We start from the raw sequence: 17,369 nt of genomic DNA on the forward strand, positions 1-17,369 counted from the left end.
GCTCCTCTCGTGGTCACTTGCCGAGCAGAGTGCGGGCGGCGGCCGCGACGGCCGTCGACGTGATGCCGAACTCCTCGTAGAGCTTCTTGTAAGGGGCCGATGCGCCGTAGTGCTCGATCGACACGATCGCTCCGCCGGCGACGATCGCGTGCCACGGCATCGCGATGCCTGCTTCGACGGACACACGCGGGACACCGGTCGGGAGGACCGACTCGCGGTAGTCCGTGTCCTGCTCGTCGAACCACTCGATGGACGGCATCGACACGACGCGGGCCTTGATGCCGTCGGCCGCGAGCGCGTCGCGTGCCTCGACGGCGAGGCTCACCTCGGAGCCGGTTCCGATCAGGACGACGTCCGGCGTGCCGTCGGTGTCGGCGAGGACGTAACCGCCCTTCGCGACACCCTCGTACGAGGTGCCTTCGAGCACGGGAACGTTCTGGCGCGTCAGGGCCAGGCCGACCGGGCGGTTCCGCCGGGTCAAGAGGTGACGCCAGGCGTGTGCGGTCTCATTGGCGTCGGCCGGGCGCACCACGTCGAGGTTCGGGATCGCGCGCAGTGCGGCGAGGTGCTCGATCGGCTGGTGCGTGGGGCCGTCTTCGCCGAGGCCGATCGAATCGTGCGTCCACACGTAGATCGGGTCGATCTCCATGAGCGCGGCGAGACGGACCGCGGGACGCATGTAGTCCGCGAACTGCAGGAACGTTCCGCCGTACGCGCGCGTCGGGCCGTGCAGGACGATGCCCGACAGGATCGAGCCCATCGCGTGCTCACGGATGCCGAAGTGCAGCGTCCGACCGTATGGCTCGGCGTTCCACGTCGACGTCGAGATCGATGCGGGACCGAACGACGTCGCGCCGTCCATCGTCGTGTTGTTGGAGCCCGCGAGGTCGGCGGAGCCGCCCCACAGCTCGGGGAGGATCGGTGCGAGCGCCGAGAGGACCTTGCCCGACGCCGAGCGAGTGGCCACATCCTTGTCGCCGGCCTCCCACGCGGGGAGTGCTTCGGTCCAGCCCTCGGGCAGTTCGTGCGCGAAGAGGCGGTCGAACAGTTCCTTGCGCTCGGGGTTGCCGGCGGCCCAGGCGTCGAAGCCTTTCTGCCACTCGGCGCGGACCGCGGCGGCCCGCCCGACGAGCCCGCGGGTGTGCTTGATGACGTCGTCGGCGACATCGAAGCTCTTCTCCGGGTCGAAGCCCACAGCCGCCTTCGTGGCGGCGACCTCATCGGCGCCGAGTGCACTGCCGTGCGAGGCGCCGGTGTTCATCTTGGTCGGTGCCGGGAACGCGATGATCGTGCGGACACGGATGATCGACGGCTTGTCGGTGACGGCTTTGGCGGCTTCGACGGCGGCCTCGAGGGCTGCGACGTCCTCGCCGCCCTCCACGGTCTGCACGTGCCAGCCGTACGCCTCGTAGCGCTTGGCGACGTCCTCGGTGAGGGCGATCTGAGTGTCGTCCTCGATGGAGATCTGGTTGTCGTCGTAAAAGACGATCAGGTTGCCGAGCTGCTGAGTGCCCGCGAGCGACGACGCTTCGGACGTGACGCCTTCTTCGATGTCGCCGTCGGATGCGATCACGTACACGTAGTGATCGAACGGGCTCTCGCCTGCCGGAGCGTCCGGATCGAACAGGCCGCGCTCACGGCGCGCCGCCATCGCCATGCCGACCGACGATGCAAGGCCCTGACCGAGCGGGCCCGTGGTGATCTCGACGCCCGCGGTGTGGCGGAACTCGGGGTGGCCCGGCGTCAGCGAACCCCACGTGCGCAGTGCGACGAGGTCGTCGAGTTCGAGGCCGAATCCACCGAGGTACAGCTGGATGTACTGCGTGAGGCTGGAGTGCCCGCAGGAGAGAACGAACCGGTCGCGGCCCACCCACGCCGGATCGGCGGGGTCGTGGCGCATGACGCGCTGGTACAGCGTGTACGCGAGGGGAGCGAGGCTCATCGCGGTGCCGGGGTGGCCGCTGCCGCAGTTCTGGACCGCGTCGGCGGCGAGGATGCGAGCCGTGTCGACAGCCTTGGTGTCCACATCGGTCCAGTCGGCGGGGTGAACCGGTCGGGTCAGTGCGCGAATCTCGTCGGTGATGGCCACGATCGTGGAGTCTCCTGTGGGTCGGTGCTAGTGCTCGCCTTGTACAAAGACGATTCTCGTCGTCCAGCCTAGCGGGGCGAGCGCGCTGTGCGTACGACACCACTGCGCGCGGTTGTGTGGCGGTCGTCGCACCCCCGCGCGCCCGATTCCCTCCGCGAGGATCGCCCGGTCTACCATCGCTTGTAGTAGTGGTCGGCGTGTGACGCGACCTGATGTGGTCGCGACCGTGAGGAGTATGTGGTGAAGACGTCCGATAGCGCTGGTGTCGACGTGCCGTCGTCAACCGGATGGGGACGAGTCCGCACCACAATCCTCGCCTACATCGCGTTGACGAAGCCCCGCGTGATCGAACTTCTGCTCGTCTCCACCATCCCGGTGATGCTGCAGGCGCAGCGCGGACACGTCGACATCCGGTTGATTCTGGTCACGGTCGTCGGCGGCTGGCTCGGTGCGGCGAGCGCGAACAGCCTGAACATGGTCGCGGACGCGGACATCGATCAGAAGATGAAACGGACCCAGAAGCGCCCGCTCGCCCGCAAGGCCGTCCCGATCCGGAACGTGTTGATCTTCGGTATCGTGCTGGCCTTCGCGTCGTTCGCCGTCCTGTACTACGGGACCGCCGACGCCGACGGCAACCGTTCGTTCCTGCCGTCGATCCTCGTGTGGATCACCATCGCGTTCTACGTCTTCGTGTACACCCTGATCTTGAAGCGTCGCACCTGGCAGAACGTCATCTGGGGTGGCGCAGCAGGCTGCATGCCGGCCCTCGTCGGCTGGGCCGCCGTGACGCACTCGCTGAACTGGCAGCCGTTTGTGCTGTTCCTCGTCGTCTTCTTCTGGACGCCGCCGCACACGTGGGCGCTCGCGATGCGGTACCGCGAGGACTATCGGGCCGCGGGCGTTCCGATGCTCCCGGTGATCGCGTCCGACGAGAAGGTCACGTTCCAGATGCTCGTCTACACGGTGCTCACCGTGATCACGTCGCTGTTCCTCATCCCACCGTCCAGCTGGATCTACCTCGTCGTCGCTATCGGGTCCGGCGTCTGGTTCACCTGGTGGGTCGCGAAGCTGTACGTCCAGACCCGCGCCGGAGTTGAGCTCAAGCCGCTGAAGATCTTTCTGGTCTCCAACGAGTACCTCGCGCTCCTGTTCTGCGGCCTCGCCGTCGACGCCGTGATCAACCTCCCGACGATCTCCAGCTACTTCTCGTAGTTCTCGGCCCGCCTCATACGATTGGCGAGTGAGCATGCCCTCCCCGAAACCGCATGTGACTGTCGGTATTGCTGTCGCAGTGACACTCGTAGCGTTTGCTGTTGCGGCAATCGCGGACACCCTGCTCGTCCGTTTCTTCGCAGTTGTGCTCGGCACCGTGACCGCAATCGTGCTGGTCAGGTCTGCGGGTAGCCGATCGACGCGCGCAGGCGTCGCAGGCGTATTCCTTGTCCCCGTCGTCATGCTCGGTCTCGGGACCACTGTCGTGGGCGCTCTAACCGATGGATCGGACACCTCCTCGACCAACTTCAGCGCAGACTCCGATTCGCTCAAGGATCCGGATTCACGTCTCGCCGCGGCTCTCGACCGCGCTGACGACATGCTGGAGCGGGGCTCCAGTCAGTTGTTGTCGATAACGATCGACTCCGGGTCGACCGATGTGGACATCTTGGATCCAGCCACCGGGCGACGTATGTCCAGCAGCGACTACGGAGACGGCTGGAGGGACGTCACAATCAGTTCCGCACCGAGCCGCTTGGTGTTCGCGCGGTCGACCGTGGCGTCGCTGCGCTTGGGGGACACGATGCGGGATGTCGACGCCGCAGTCGCAGCGATGGGGCCGGGTCCCGACAACGTGTCGTCGACGTCGTCGATCACCGTCGCTCCGCGCGGGGATTCAGACAACAAGTTGGTGGCGACCTTCGATGTCGGCGGCGGCCTGTATATCGAGGCCGACATGAAGAATCGGCTCGCCGGAACTTTGGACGCGGGCCAATTCGGGACCGTGATGGTCGCCGCGAACCGGATGATGGCAGACCTTGGAATGAACCCGGCCCGCCGAAATCTGAGGGCGATCGACTTCATGGCGCTCGCTGAAGGATCGGACAGCGTCGGTGGATCGTCGATCATGATCGATGGAGGAGTGGAGCTCGAGTTCGACGGCGGACGCTACAGCCGCGTATTCGTCAAACCCGGTCGCTTCCCCGTGGCGACCGAACGCGACGAACCAGCCGACTACAGCGACACCGCGTTTGCGCTCGCCAGATTGGATCAGCCGACGCTCACCGCGATCCGTGACGACATGATGCGGAGGTTCTCGATCCCGGGATACGACCGTGAACGTGTCGGATTCACAGTTGAACGATCGGGTAGCGACGACGAACTGTCAGTCCAGATGTCAGTGGGGCCGTTCAGCAACGGAGCGCGTGCTTTCTATTCGACAGCGGGCGTGTTCCTCCGTACTTCCAACTGACAGTCAGTAGAGCGGTGTCAGGCCTCGATCGCCATCTGCACCCGGGTGGCGAGTTCGGCACTGATCCGGTCGACCGGAGCCACGATGCCACGATCGGCGAGGCGATCGACGGTCGTGATGACCTGTCCCAGGTACGACGCGCGTTCCTGACCGCTCGCGCCGTCTGCGTGACGCAGCAGTTTCAGAGCGCGGCGGCAGTCACGAGCGTCCTCTTCACCGAGTTGGTCGGTTCCGGTGCTCCGTGCGAATCGATCGGCCTTCGTCCACGCGCTGCGCAGCATGTCGACAGACGCGATGTAGTCCTCCGCGTCTGACGGGTCGACCGGGAAAGCGTCGGTGCGGAGTCCGCCCGCCATGTCGAGCGCGTCGTGGAAATCCATCACCGGCTGTGCGCTGAGGTCCCACAGGGCCGGATACTGCAACAGCATCGCCGGGTCGAGCTCATATGCGCCGTACGCGCCGAGAACACCGTCGTGGTGTCGGCAGGCACTTGTCCAACGAAGGTTCAGCGGGGGGCCACGCTGGGGTTCAGGCTTCGATCGCGGCGTCGTGAATTGCTTCGCCCGGCCCTGTTCCTTGTCACGTTCGCGCTTCACCTCGGCCGCGGCCACGCTGAGGTCTTCCAGACCCGGCATCGCGACAGCGACCAGCAGCATCCCGAGGAGGAGTGCATAACAAACGATCTGTCCCGCGGGCGGGAACGGCCGGACGACTGTGATCACAACCAGTCCGGCGACCGCCGTGACCGCGAGGGCGATCTTCTTCGGGGGAACTGTGCTCATGGGATCAGCGCCGTCGCGCCGGTGGTGGAGCGGGCCTCGAGTGCGCGGTGAGCGTCGGCCGCGTCGGCGAGGGGGAACGTTTGACCGACGTCGACGTGCAACACCTCGTCGGCAATGGCGCCGAAGAACTCGTCCGCACGCCACGCGAACTCGGTCGGGTCGGCGATGAAGTGGCCAAGCGAGGGACGGGTCACCGACAGGGATCCTTCGCGGTTGAGACGCTGGAGGTCGAACGGCGGGACGGGGCCGCTCGCGGCGCCGAACAGCACAACGGTCCCGCGGACGGCGGCCGCGTCGAGCGATGCGTCGAACGTCGACGCCCCCACACCGTCGTACACCACAGACGCGCCGCGTCCGTCGGTCAGCTCTCGCACGCGGTCGGCGATCGGGTCGTCGTACCGCAGGACGTGTGCCGCGCCGGCCTTCCGGGACAACTCGGCCTTCGCATCCGACGAGACCGTGGTGATCACGGTGATTCCCCGCGCAGCCGCCCACTCGGTGAGTATCAGACCCACACCGCCCGCGCCGGCGTGAACGAGCACGGTGTCGCCGGACGTCGGATGAGCGCTGCCGTCGAGGAGATAGTGGGCGGTGAGACCGCGCAGGAGAGCGGACCCCGCGACGTCGAACGGCACACCGTCGGGCACGTGCAGCGCGTCGACGGCGGGTACGGCGACCTGTTCCGCGTACGAGGACACGACGTCACACCAGGCCACGCGATCACCGACCGCAAAAGCAGTGACGTTCGACCCGACGGCGGAGACGATCCCGGATCCCTCGAAACCGGGAATGTACGGAGGCTCGGAGGGATACACACCTTCCCTCAGATACGTGTCGATGAAGTTGACGCCGACGGCTTCGACATCGACCAGAAGGTCGTCGGGTCCGGCAGTGGGAGAAGGGACGTCGACACTCGCCAGAACGTCGGGACCACCGTGACGGGACACATGGATCGCACGCATGGATCCATTTTGGCACGCCGGTATGATCACCCGTATGAGTGATGACTCCGCAGTGACGACGACCGTGTCCGCACCGGCCGACGTGGTCGGTTCCATCCGAAAGTTCGTCGCAGCCGAGGGCGGCTCGGCCAAGGCCGTCCTTCAAGCGGCAGGCGACGCAGGCGTTCGGATCACCCTGGTCGGCGGCTCGAACGGCGTGCTCGGCGACCGTGTGGTCCGCGACATGGCGACGGCCGAAGCCGTGATCGACGCCGTCGAAGGACTCGAGAAGGCCGAATGGGACCGCGACCTGACGTCGTCCGCGACGGTCACGCCGTCGCACTGGCGCAAGATGGCAGGCTGGGTGGCACGCCAGAAGCGCTTTCCGAAGGCGCGCAACCGCAAGATCCTCGACTGACGCCGCAGCCGTAGCCGACGCTCCTTCAACGACAGACGCTCCCCTCGCGAGGGGAGCGTCTGTCGTTGACAGGAGGGAACGGCGTTGGTGTCAGAACGTCTTCGCCGTCGACACCGTGGACCGGGCCGCGGAGACCAGCAGGTAGGTGGCGCCGACCATGAGCAGGGCACTGCCGAACATGTGCAGGACGACCATCCACTCGGGCAGGCCCGCGGCGTACTGGATGTAGCCGATCAGTCCCTGCAAGACGATGACACCGCCGAACGTGATCGCCGCGCGCCGCGACGGGAGCTTCGCGATGACCGTGAGCAGGATCAGTCCGATCGAGATGCCGACGAGTGTCCACACCGCGTCGACGTGCAATTGGGTGGACTGGGTGGGCTCGAGGCCATTGCGATGCGATTTGATGTCACCCGCGTGCGGTCCGGAGCCTGTCACAACCGTCCCGAGGTAGATCGTCACCCATGTCAGTGCGTACACGACCCAGGAGGCCGCGATCGCCAGCCGCGTGACGACGGGGGGAGCATCCGGCGCAGTGTCATGTTCGCGGGCCGGGTTGGTGTGGAACACCAGCCAGGTCGCGAGCGAGATGATCAGGACCGTCGCCAGGAAATGGAACGAGACCACCCATGGATTGAGGTTGGTGAGCACGGTGACGCCGCCGACCACAGCCTGAAGAGGTACTCCGAGAGCCACACCGGTCGCGAGACGACGAGCGAGCCGATCCATCGGCCGGTACCGCATCGCGGCGACCCAGGCGCCCACGGCGACCACGACCAGCACCCACGTGAGCATCCGGTTTCCGAACTCGATCACGCCGTGAATGCCCATCGCCGCATGCGGGGTGAGCGACCCCGACGTGCACTGCGGCCACGTCGGGCATCCGAGACCGGAGTCGGTCACGCGGACCGCGCCGCCGGTCACGACCAGCAGGATGTTCGCGGCGAGGTTGGCGATCGCCCACCTGTACAGGAAGACGCGTGTCGGGGCGCGGAAGCCTCCCCACGACTGCGACAACGATTGAGTGCTCATTCGAACCGGAACCACCTCACTGCGAGGGCGCCGCCGACGACGGCCCACGCCGCCAGCACGCCGATGCCGAACAGATCAACTGAGCCCGCCAACGCCTGCGTCAACGCTTCGGTGAGTGCTCCCGAGGGGGTGCACCGTGCCGCCCAGTGGACGGCCGACGGGACGTGCTCGTCGAAGACCACAAGACTCGAGACGCCGAGCAGGACGAACCAGATCAGGTTGCCCAGAGCCAGCACCACTTCGGCTTTCATGGTGCCGCCGAGCAGAAGACCGAGCGCCGCAAAGGCGACAGTGCCGAGCACGATCACGATCGCGCCGACAGCGAGTCCGCCGATGCCGGGTCGCCATCCGAAGGCCGCGCCGATCCCGCCGATGATCAGCGCCTGCAGGACGACGACGATGGCGACGGCCGCTGATTTGCCCGCGATGATTCCCCAGCGGGGTATCGGGGTGGCGCCGAGTCGCTTGAGTGCTCCGTAGCGGCGGTCGAAACCGACGGCGATGGCCTGGCCCGTGAACGCCGTCGACATGATGGCGACTGCGAGGATCGCAGGCACGAACGTCGTCGCTCGGGCTGCCGCGGTGTCACCCGAACCGGTGTCGATCGGCAGGATCGACAGCCCGATCAACAGGGTGATCGGAATGAACATCGTGAGCAGCAACTGTTCGCCGTTGCGCAGCAGCAGGGTCAGTTCCATCCGCGTCTGCGCCGCGAGCATGGCCATGAGCGGCGCGGGCGACGGGGCGGGCGAGAACGTGCCCGCAGGGAAGCGGTTAGGCGTGGCGGTCTGGTCGGTCATGCACGCACCTCGCGGCCGGTGAGCTCCAGGAACACGTCCTGCAGAGAATTGGTGTCCACCGCGAGGCCCGTCACGAGCACATCGTGCTCGGCACACCACGCGGTGACGACAGCGACGATGCGGGGAGTGATGTCGCCCGCGACGAGGACGTCGCCCGCGGGTGTGCGCTTGCACGAATAGCCGTCGGGCAGCGAGGTCTCCAACGCTGACTCGTCGAGCCCGTCCGCGGTGACACGCAGTTGGCCCTCGGCGTCGCGTCGCACCAGGTCGGCGGGCGTCCCGGACGCGACGACCCGACCGCGGTCGACGATCACGATGCGGTCAGCGAGCTCCTCGGCCTCATCCAGATGATGGGTGGTCAGCAGGACCGAAACCCCATCCGACTTGAGACGGTTGATGAGCTCCCAGACCATGATGCGGGCGTGAGCGTCGAGACCTGCCGTCGGCTCGTCCAGAAACACAAGTTCAGGGCGGCCGACGAGTGCACAGGCCAGGGACAGGCGCTGCTGCTGTCCGCCCGACAGCCTCCGGAAAGGAGTGGCTGCCACGTCGGCGATGCCGAGCACGTCCATCAACCAGTCGGGATCGATCGGATCGGCGCTGTACGACGCGCACAGACGCAGCATCTCGGCGGCCTTCGCCCCGGGGTATGCGCCTCCGCCCTGCAACATGACGCCGATTCGGCTGCGGAGCGCGTCGTTGTCGGCGATCGGATCAAGACCGAGGACCGCGACTCGGCCTGAATCCGGGGTACCGAATCCTTCGCAGATCTCGACGGTCGTCGTCTTCCCTGCACCGTTCGGGCCGAGGAGTGCGAGGACCTCCCCGGTATGGAGTTCGAGGTCGAGGCCGTCGACGGCGACGACGTCGTCGAACCGTTTGACCAGCCCACTGATGCTCAGGGCTACGGAGGAGACTGACGGTTCGGGCACGCCTGCCAGCCTAAGCCAGGCGCGGCCCGCGAACGGTGCCGGGTGCGACCGAGGCGGCGTGTGTCACACCTTGTGTCGGCGGCGGTTGATCCAGACGCGAATCGGACTGTCGATGAAGAACGCGGTGGCCGCCACACCGACCATCAGAACTCCCGTGGCCAGTCCCTGCGCGACAGTCAGGGGCGGAGTGTCCGAGCTCGTCGGCATGACCACTACGGACATGATCCCGGAGATGATCACGGTTCCGAGGCGGAACCAACGGGTAGTGGCCCAAGCGGCAAGCGGAATGATCGCCCACAAGAGGTACCAGGCCTGCACGAACGGGAAGAACACCACGAAGGTCGCCATCGCGATGCCGAGGCCGCCGAGTGCGTGGACACGACCTGCGAGGCACGCGAGCAGCCAACGGATCACGAAGACTCCCGCGATCACCTGCCCGATCGGTCGTGCGATGTCGAGGATGGCCTGTGTCTGCTCGCCGAGCCCGAGCCACAGTCCAACACGACCGGAGACGACGCCGAGCAGAGTCGGCATGGACATCCAGGAGCGGACGATTCCTCCGGTACTGAGAGTGCCCGTCCATCCGAAGCCGAGACCGGTCGCGGTGCCGATGCCGCCGATCACGATCGCCGACACCGCCAGGAGGATCGACGCCGACTTGGTGAGGGCGACGATCGATGTCTTCGATCTAGTCCACCATTGGCCGATCGGGGCGTGTCTCAAAGCGGGGAGAGTGGCACCCCACCGCCTGGCGAGGGCGATTCCGATGAAGCCGAGGGCGAGCATCGACGCGACCTTGATCATGGCCGACGCCGCGATCAGGGCCGCGCCTCCGATCAGAATCCAGCCGGCTCGGGACGGCAGGGGTCCGGACGGCCGCCGCAACGCGTCGGAGCCTTCGATTGCCCGGAAGCACAACTCCATGCCGACGAGCATCATGCCCAGCATCAGCGACTCGTTGTGGATGCCGCCGACCAGGTGAAGGATCAGGAGCGGGTTGAGAGCTCCGATCCAGAGAGCCGCAACCGTAGACACACCGCAGCGGCGTGCGAGGCGCGGGAGAGCCCACACGATCATCGCGACGCCGGCCAACGCGATCAGTCGATGCAAGAGAACGGCGGCAGTGATGTTGTCGCCGGTCAGGGCCGTGACGTGTTCGCCGATCCACAGGAACAGGGGGCCGTACGGCGCAGGCGTGTCTTTCCACAAGTTCGGGACGGACAGTGTCAGGGGATGATCGACGCCCAGCCCGCGCATCGGGCTGTAGGTGTACGGGTCCATGCCCTTGTACGCGATCGCGCTCTGTGCGAGATACGAGTACACGTCCTTGCTGAGCAGCGGCGGCGCAAGGAGAAGGGGAGTGATCCACATGATGAGTGTGGTGTCGGCCTGTCTGCGCGACATGCGCCGCGCAGGGCTCCGGCCCTCCGCCACTTCGACGGAGAACCTGCCGATCGCGTATCGGCCGAGCAGGAGCCACGCGACGACGAGCATCATCATCCCGCCGATGGAGACGGTCAACGCCGTCGAGTACATGCGAGACGGGAGCGACAGGATTCGGGTGCCGACGATCGGGTTCTGCAGCACCGGGAGCATGCCCGTGCCGAGCGACCCGATGAGGATCAGGACTGTGCCCGTCGTCCCGAAGAGTTGAATTCGTCGCAGACGATTGTTCTCGTACGCGTTGAGGGGTCCGACTTCGGCCTCGTCGTCGTGCATCCGAGCGAGTCGAGAGCCGTAGTCGCCGGTGTCGTCGACGGAACGCTCGACGGGCGGCTTGGCCAGGCCCAGATAATCGAGGCCGCGGCGCAACAGGGGGAGTTCCGGCACAGAACGACTGTAGCGGCCCGGTGCCCGGCGTTCGGCGAGGGCGGGTGAACGTCCGCGGGTTCCGCGGCGTGGAGGCTTAGGTCACCCTTGCTGGTAGAGGGGAATCAATTAAGACACACTTGTGTTGTGAAAAGCATGACCGACTCGAAGCAGCTGCCGTGGCAGCAGCACGCGGACGGGCCTGGCGCAGACGGCCAGACCCGAGCCGCAGTCGTGTCTTTGCTGGTCGACGAGGGGCCGATGACGGCGAGTGATATCGCCGAACGTCTCGGGATCAGTCCCGCCGGCGTTCGACGCCACCTCGACAACCTCACCGAGTCCGGCGACGTCGACATTGCGCCCGCCGGATTCAACAAGGGCGGCCGAGGTCGCCCCGCCAAGTGGTTCCAGCTGACCCCGACAGGTCGCGGCAAGCTGCGTCACGCCTACGATGATCTCGCCGGAGCGGCCATCCGCTCGCTGCGCGACATCGCAGGTCAGGAAGCAGTCGAGACGTTCGCACGTGATCGTGTGAACGGCATCGTCGCGAAGGTTCAGCCCGTCCGTGAGTCCGGCTCGGTCATCGCGACCGTCGACCAGATCGCAGACGCGCTGACCGGTGCGGGATACTCGGCAGACACCCGGCAGGTCGGAAACGGCGTGCAGATCTGCCAGCACCACTGCCCGGTGGCGCACGTCGCCGCGGAGTTCCCGGAACTGTGCGAAGCGGAGACAGCGGCCTTCACCGAACTGCTCGGCACCCATGTTCAACGTCTGGCGACGATCGCCAACGGCGATTGTGTCTGCAGCACGCACGTGCCGGTCAACACAGTCGCCGCCACGGCGCTCAAGAACACGTCAGACCCGAAGGCGGACGCTCAGCCCGGCGCCGCCGACAACCCCGATGGAAAGGTCCCCCGATGACGGTCACCGATCCCGCCGCACCGCAGCAGCTGTCCCAGGAAGAGACGATCGCTTCCTTCGACCGCTACGGTTACGGCTGGTCAGACAGCGACGACGCAGGCGCCGCCGCTCAGCGCGGTCTGTCCGAGGCTGTCGTCCGCGACATCTCGTCGAAGAAGAACGAGCCGGAGTGGATGCTGGAACAGCGCCTCAAGGCTCTGCGCATCTTCGACAAGAAGCCGATGCCCAGTTGGGGCGGCGACTTGTCGGGCATCGACTTCGACAACATCAAGTACTTCGTGCGCTCCACGGAGAAGCAGGCGGAATCGTGGGAAGACCTCCCCGAGGACATCAAGAACACCTACGACAAGCTCGGCATCCCGGAGGCGGAGAAGCAGCGTCTCGTCGCAGGCGTCGCCGCGCAGTACGAGTCCGAGGTCGTTTACCACCAGATCCGCGAGGACCTGGAGGAGAAGGGTGTCATCTTCCTCGACACCGACAGCGGTCTGCGCGAGCACCCGGAACTGTTCCAGGAGTACTTCGGCAGCGTGATCCCCGCAGGCGACAACAAGTTCTCTGCGCTGAACACCTCCGTGTGGTCGGGCGGATCGTTCATCTATGTGCCGAAGGGTGTCCACGTCGACATCCCGCTGCAGGCGTACTTCCGCATCAACACCGAGAACATGGGCCAGTTCGAGCGGACGTTGATCATCGTCGACGAGGACGCTTACGTCCATTACGTCGAGGGCTGCACCGCTCCGATCTACAAGTCCGACTCACTGCACTCGGCCGTCGTCGAGATCATCGTGAAGAAGGGCGGACGTTGCCGCTACACGACGATCCAGAACTGGTCGAACAACGTGTACAACCTGGTCACCAAGCGTGCCAAGGCCGAGGCCGGCGCGACGATGGAATGGGTCGACGGCAACATCGGTTCGAAGGTCACCATGAAGTACCCGGCAGTGTGGCTCACCGGTGAGCACGCCAAGGGCGAGGTGCTCTCGGTGGCGTTCGCGGGCGAAGGCCAGCACCAGGACACCGGATCGAAGATGGTTCACCTCGCGCCGTACACCTCGAGCAACATCGTCTCGAAGTCGGTGGCACGTGGCGGTGGGCGCTCGTCGTACCGCGGCCTGATCAAGGTGAACCCCGGCGCACACGGCAGCCGCTCCACGGTTCAGTGTGACGCGCTGCTGGTCGACCAGATCAGCCGCAGTGACACCTACCCGTACGTCGACATCCGTGAGGATGACGTGACGATGGGACACGAGGCGACAGTCTCGAAGGTCAGCGACGATCAGCTGTTCTACCTGATGAGTCGCGGACTCACGGAGACCGAGGCGATGGCGATGGTGGTCCGCGGATTCGTGGAGCCGATCGCCAAGGAACTCCCGATGGAGTACGCACTCGAGCTCAACCGGCTCATCGAACTGCAGATGGAAGGATCGGTCGGCTGATGGCAGACCTCGAGACCACCGCTCCCGGCGCCGGCACAGGAAGCGTCGTCGTCAACAAGGGCGAGATGTTCAGCTCATTCGACGTCAACGCGTTCGAGGTGCCCGCCCAGCGTGAAGAGGCGTGGCGTTTCACCCCGTTCCGACGACTACGCGGACTGCACGACGGCTCTGCGACGGCTACTGCGTCGGTCGATTACGCGGTCACCGAATCGGTCGACGGCGTGACCGTCGAGACCGTCGGACGCGACGACGAGCGTCTCGGACGCGGGGGAGTGCCGTTCGACCGGATCGCCGCGCAGGCGTACTCGTCGTTCACGTCGGCCACCGTGATAACGGTGGCAAAAGAGGCGCAGGTCGCCGAACCGCTGTTCATCACCTTCGACGGCCCGGGTGAGGGCGACGTCGCGTACGCGCACCTCCAGATCCACGCCGAGCCGTTCTCCAAGGCAGTGATCGTCCTCGATCAGCGTGGGAGCGGGACCATCGGTGAGAACGTCGAGTTCGTCGTCGACGACAGCGCGCACCTCACCGTCGTGAACGTCCACGACTGGGCCGACGACGCCGTCCACGTCGCAGCGCACCACATCTCGGTGGGACGAGACGCGGTCATCCGGCACTTCGCGGTGAGCCTCGGCGGCAACCTGGTCCGCCTCTCGCCCCGAGTCCAGTACCGTGCTCCGGGCGGCGACGCCGAGCTGTGGGGCCTGTACTTCGCGGACGCAGGCCAACATCTCGAACAGCGTCTGCTCGTCGATCACTCGGCGCCGCACTGCCGTTCCCATGTCACGTACAAGGGAGCGCTGCAGGGCGACCCCTCGGGTGACAAGCGCGGTGAAGCTCACACGGTGTGGATCGGCGACGTGCTGATCCGTCCGACGGCCGAGGGCACCGACACGTACGAGCTGAACCGCAATCTGGTGCTCACCGACAACGCGCGCGCCGACTCGGTTCCCAACCTGGAGATCGAGACCGGTGAGATCGTCGGTGCCGGACACGCCAGCGCGACCGGTCGATTCGACGACGAGCAGCTCTTCTACCTGCAGTCACGCGGCATTCCGGAGGACCAGGCCCGTCGTTTGGTGATCCGCGGCTTCTTCGGCGAAGTGCTTGCCAAGATCGCCGTTCCCGAACTCCGCGAGCGACTCGAGGCGGCGATCGAAGCCGAACTCGAGACCGCAGGCGCCTGAGCGCCTTCGCCCCACAGACACACATTCTTACGAAGGAACTTCACTTCACATGACGACTCTCGAGATCCGCGACCTGCACGTCGACGTGACCCCCGCCGACTCCGCCGCCGAGCCGATCCACATCCTCAAAGGTGTCGACCTGACCATTCGGTCCGGTGAGACCCACGCGATCATGGGCCCGAACGGTTCGGGCAAGTCGACGCTGTCGTATGCCATCGCCGGACACCCCAAGTACACCGTCACCTCGGGCACGATCACGCTCGACGGTGAGGACGTCCTGGAGATGAGCGTCGACGAGCGGGCCCGCGCCGGCCTGTTCCTGGCGATGCAGTACCCCGTCGAGGTGCCGGGCGTCTCGATGTCGAACTTCCTGCGTTCGGCCGCGACCGCGGTCCGCGGAGAAGCACCGAAGCTGCGCCACTGGGTCAAGGAGGCTCGGGAGGCGATGACCGAACTCGACATCGATCCGTCGTTCGGTGAGCGCAGCGTCAACGAGGGATTCTCCGGCGGCGAGAAGAAGCGGCACGAGGTTCTGCAGCTGAGCCTCCTCAAGCCGAAGATCGCGATCCTCGACGAGACCGACTCGGGCCTGGACGTCGACGCGCTCCGCATCGTGAGCGAGGGCGTCAACAAGTATTCCGAGCGCGAGAACGGCGGCATCCTGCTGATCACGCACTACACGCGCATCCTGCGCTACATCAAGCCCGACTTCGTCCACGTGTTCGTGAACGGACGCGTCGTCGAGTCGGCCGGTCCGGAGCTGGCAGACGAGTTGGAGGAGAACGGCTACGAGCGGTTCACCTCTGCTGTCGCCAAGTGAGCCGATGACCATCACAACGGGGTCCGGCGTGACGGCGTTCGACGTCGCGACGGTCCGGGCCGACTTTCCGATCCTGCACCGCACGGTGCGCGACGACAAGCCGTTGGTCTATCTCGACTCCGGCGCAACGTCGCAGCGTCCGCTGCAGGTGCTCGACGCCGAGCGCGACTTCCTGCTGAACCGCAACGCCGCCGTGCATCGGGGCGCGCATCAGCTCGCCGAGGAGGCGACCGACTCGTACGAGTACGCACGCGCTGCGATCGCCGGGTTCGTCGGGGCGGCCGTCGACGAGATCGTGTTCACCAAGAACGCGACAGAGTCGATCAACGTCGTGGCCTACACGCTCGGCGACGATCGCGCGGCCGGCGTGCTCGGTGGCAAGGCGCTCGGCGAAGGCGACACGATTGTCGTGACCGAACTCGAGCACCACGCGAACCTGGTGCCGTGGCAGGAGTTGGCGCGGCGGACCGGTGCCACACTCCGCTGGTACTCGGTGACCGAAGACGGCCGGATCGACCTCGACTCGCTCGAACTGGACGACACGGTGAAGATCGTGGCGTTCACGCACCAGTCGAACGTGACCGGGGCAGTGGCGGATGTGGAGGAACTCGTCCGTCGTGCTCATGCCGTCGACGCGCTCGTGGTGCTCGACGCATGCCAGTCCGTTCCACACATGTCTGTCGATTTCGCTGCTCTCGGCGTCGATTTCGCGGCGTTCTCCGGGCACAAGATGCTCGGCCCGTCGGGAGTCGGTGTCCTGTACGGGCGAGCGTCGCTCCTCGCGCAGTTGCCGCCGTTCATCACCGGCGGTTCGATGATCGAGACGGTCACGATGGAGGGCTCCACATACGCGCCGCCTCCGCAGCGGTTCGAGGCCGGCGTTCCGATGACGTCGCAGGTGGTTGGACTGGGCGCCGCCGTCGACTATCTCGAGAACATCGGGATGGATGCGGTCGCAGCTCACGAGCACGACCTTGTCGTCCGGGCGCTCGAACGTCTCACCGCGATCGAGGGTCTGCGGATCGTCGGGCCGACCGACGCCGATCGGCGGGGCGGCGCTGTCGCATTCGTCGTAGACGGCATCCACGCCCACGACCTCGGGCAGGTTCTCGACGACGAGGGTGTCGCCATTCGTGTCGGTCACCACTGCGCGTGGCCGCTGCACCGCAGGTTCGGCATCGCGGCGAGCGCCCGAGCGTCGTTCGCGTTGTACAACACGCTCGACGAAGTGGACAAGCTGGCCGATGCGATCGGCGTCGCCAAGAGTTTCTTCGGGGGCCGCTAGTGCGGATGGAGCAGATGTACCAGGACGTGATCCTGGACCACTACAAGCACCCGCACGGGCGTGGACTCCGTGATCCGTTCGACGCGGAAGTGCACCACGTCAACCCGACGTGCGGGGACGAGATCACCCTGCGCGTCTCGGTGGTCGACGGCGAGGTCGCCGACGTCTCGTATGACGGCCAGGGCTGCTCGATCTCGCAGGCGTCGACGTCGGTGCTGTTCGATCAGATCGTCGGATTGAGTGTCCCTGACGCGATGACCGCGCTCGACTCGTTCAACACGATGATGACGTCGCGTGGGCAGGACGAGGGCGATGAAGACCTGATCGGCGACGGCATAGCCTTCGCCGGCGTGAGCAAGTACCCGGCACGCGTCAAATGTGCGCTGCTCGGGTGGATGGCGTTCAAGGACGCGGTCGCCCAGACCGTGGCCGGACAGACTGGAGCGTGAA

The 17,369-nt window shown here is 66.1% G+C and carries 16 protein-coding genes; 9 read left to right on the forward strand and 7 right to left on the reverse strand.

Features of this window, described 5'->3' with window-relative positions; translation table 11 throughout:
• Positions 1-13 precede the first annotated feature (13 nt).
• Positions 14-2,089, reverse strand: a complete 2,076-nt coding sequence (gene tkt / locus JVX90_RS07725) for a transketolase (protein ID WP_205331781.1) — start codon at positions 2,087-2,089, stop codon at positions 14-16.
• A gap of 240 nt (positions 2,090-2,329) precedes the next feature.
• Between tkt and JVX90_RS07730 the strand changes: the two genes are divergently transcribed.
• Together JVX90_RS07730 and JVX90_RS07735 are read left to right on the forward strand one after the other, a co-directional pair.
• Positions 2,330-3,301, forward strand: a complete 972-nt coding sequence (locus JVX90_RS07730) for a heme o synthase (RefSeq protein ID WP_240194092.1) — start codon at positions 2,330-2,332, stop codon at positions 3,299-3,301.
• 28 nt (positions 3,302-3,329) lie between these two features.
• Positions 3,330-4,553 carry a hypothetical protein gene (locus tag JVX90_RS07735; RefSeq protein ID WP_205331782.1) on the forward strand — a complete coding sequence of 408 codons (1,224 nt, stop codon included), beginning with the start codon at positions 3,330-3,332 and terminating at the stop codon, positions 4,551-4,553.
• Positions 4,554-4,570: 17 nt separating this feature from the next.
• Here JVX90_RS07735 and JVX90_RS07740 read toward each other — a convergent pair whose 3' ends face one another.
• Together JVX90_RS07740 and JVX90_RS07745 are read right to left on the reverse strand one after the other, a co-directional pair.
• Complete coding sequence (locus tag JVX90_RS07740; RefSeq protein ID WP_205331783.1) at positions 4,571-5,335, reverse strand: hypothetical protein; 765 nt, start codon at positions 5,333-5,335, stop codon at positions 4,571-4,573.
• A complete protein-coding gene (locus JVX90_RS07745) occupies positions 5,332-6,297 on the reverse strand; it encodes a quinone oxidoreductase (RefSeq protein WP_205331784.1) in 966 nt (321 codons plus the stop codon). Before JVX90_RS07745 ends, JVX90_RS07740 begins: the two co-directional genes overlap by 4 nt.
• Positions 6,298-6,331: 34 nt before the next feature.
• Here JVX90_RS07745 and JVX90_RS07750 point away from each other — a divergent pair, with 34 nt between their 5' ends.
• On the forward strand, positions 6,332-6,694 hold the full coding sequence (locus JVX90_RS07750; RefSeq protein WP_240194093.1) for a hypothetical protein: 363 nt from the start codon (positions 6,332-6,334) through the stop codon (positions 6,692-6,694).
• Between the two features lie 90 nt (positions 6,695-6,784).
• Here the strand turns inward: JVX90_RS07750 and JVX90_RS07755 are convergent, their stop codons facing one another.
• The 4 genes from JVX90_RS07755 to mptB all read right to left on the reverse strand — a co-directional run bounded on the left by JVX90_RS07755 (position 6,785) and on the right by mptB (position 11,288).
• A complete protein-coding gene (locus tag JVX90_RS07755) occupies positions 6,785-7,726 on the reverse strand; it encodes a COX15/CtaA family protein (RefSeq protein WP_205331786.1) in 942 nt (313 codons plus the stop codon).
• A complete protein-coding gene (locus JVX90_RS07760; protein WP_205331787.1) occupies positions 7,723-8,526 on the reverse strand; it encodes an ABC transporter permease in 804 nt (267 codons plus the stop codon). The genes JVX90_RS07755 and JVX90_RS07760 overlap by 4 nt, the downstream gene beginning before the upstream one ends.
• A complete protein-coding gene (locus JVX90_RS07765) occupies positions 8,523-9,458 on the reverse strand; it encodes an ABC transporter ATP-binding protein (RefSeq protein WP_240194094.1) in 936 nt (311 codons plus the stop codon). The genes JVX90_RS07760 and JVX90_RS07765 overlap by 4 nt, the downstream gene beginning before the upstream one ends.
• Before the next feature lie 63 nt (positions 9,459-9,521).
• Entirely contained in the window at positions 9,522-11,288 is a 1,767-nt protein-coding gene (gene mptB, locus JVX90_RS07770; protein ID WP_205331788.1) for a polyprenol phosphomannose-dependent alpha 1,6 mannosyltransferase MptB, read from the reverse strand.
• 135 nt (positions 11,289-11,423) lie between these two features.
• Here mptB and JVX90_RS07775 point away from each other — a divergent pair, with 135 nt between their 5' ends.
• Genes JVX90_RS07775 through sufU form a run of 6 tightly spaced genes read left to right on the forward strand, consistent with a single transcriptional unit; the run spans position 11,424 to position 17,368 of the window.
• Positions 11,424-12,191 carry a metalloregulator ArsR/SmtB family transcription factor gene (locus JVX90_RS07775; protein WP_205331789.1) on the forward strand — a complete coding sequence of 256 codons (768 nt, stop codon included), beginning with the start codon at positions 11,424-11,426 and terminating at the stop codon, positions 12,189-12,191.
• The gene (sufB, locus tag JVX90_RS07780; protein ID WP_205331790.1) at positions 12,188-13,627 is read left to right on the forward strand and encodes a Fe-S cluster assembly protein SufB; all 1,440 of its coding nucleotides are present in this window, start codon (positions 12,188-12,190) and stop codon (positions 13,625-13,627) included. Before JVX90_RS07775 ends, sufB begins: the two co-directional genes overlap by 4 nt.
• Positions 13,627-14,814 carry a Fe-S cluster assembly protein SufD gene (sufD, locus tag JVX90_RS07785; protein ID WP_205331791.1) on the forward strand — a complete coding sequence of 396 codons (1,188 nt, stop codon included), beginning with the start codon at positions 13,627-13,629 and terminating at the stop codon, positions 14,812-14,814. The genes sufB and sufD overlap by 1 nt, the downstream gene beginning before the upstream one ends.
• Positions 14,815-14,863: 49 nt before the next feature.
• The gene (sufC, locus tag JVX90_RS07790; RefSeq protein WP_205331792.1) at positions 14,864-15,634 is read left to right on the forward strand and encodes a Fe-S cluster assembly ATPase SufC; all 771 of its coding nucleotides are present in this window, start codon (positions 14,864-14,866) and stop codon (positions 15,632-15,634) included.
• A gap of 4 nt (positions 15,635-15,638) precedes the next feature.
• Positions 15,639-16,919 (forward strand): cysteine desulfurase, encoded by a 1,281-nt coding sequence (locus JVX90_RS07795; protein WP_205331793.1) that lies wholly within the window; start codon positions 15,639-15,641, stop codon positions 16,917-16,919.
• Positions 16,919-17,368 (forward strand): Fe-S cluster assembly sulfur transfer protein SufU, encoded by a 450-nt coding sequence (gene sufU, locus JVX90_RS07800; protein WP_205331794.1) that lies wholly within the window; start codon positions 16,919-16,921, stop codon positions 17,366-17,368. The genes JVX90_RS07795 and sufU overlap by 1 nt, the downstream gene beginning before the upstream one ends.
• The last annotated feature ends 1 nt before the right edge of the window (position 17,369 follow it).

The sequence above is a fragment of the Gordonia sp. PDNC005 genome, assembly GCF_016919385.1.
Classification (GTDB): Bacteria; Actinomycetota; Actinomycetes; order Mycobacteriales; family Mycobacteriaceae; genus Gordonia.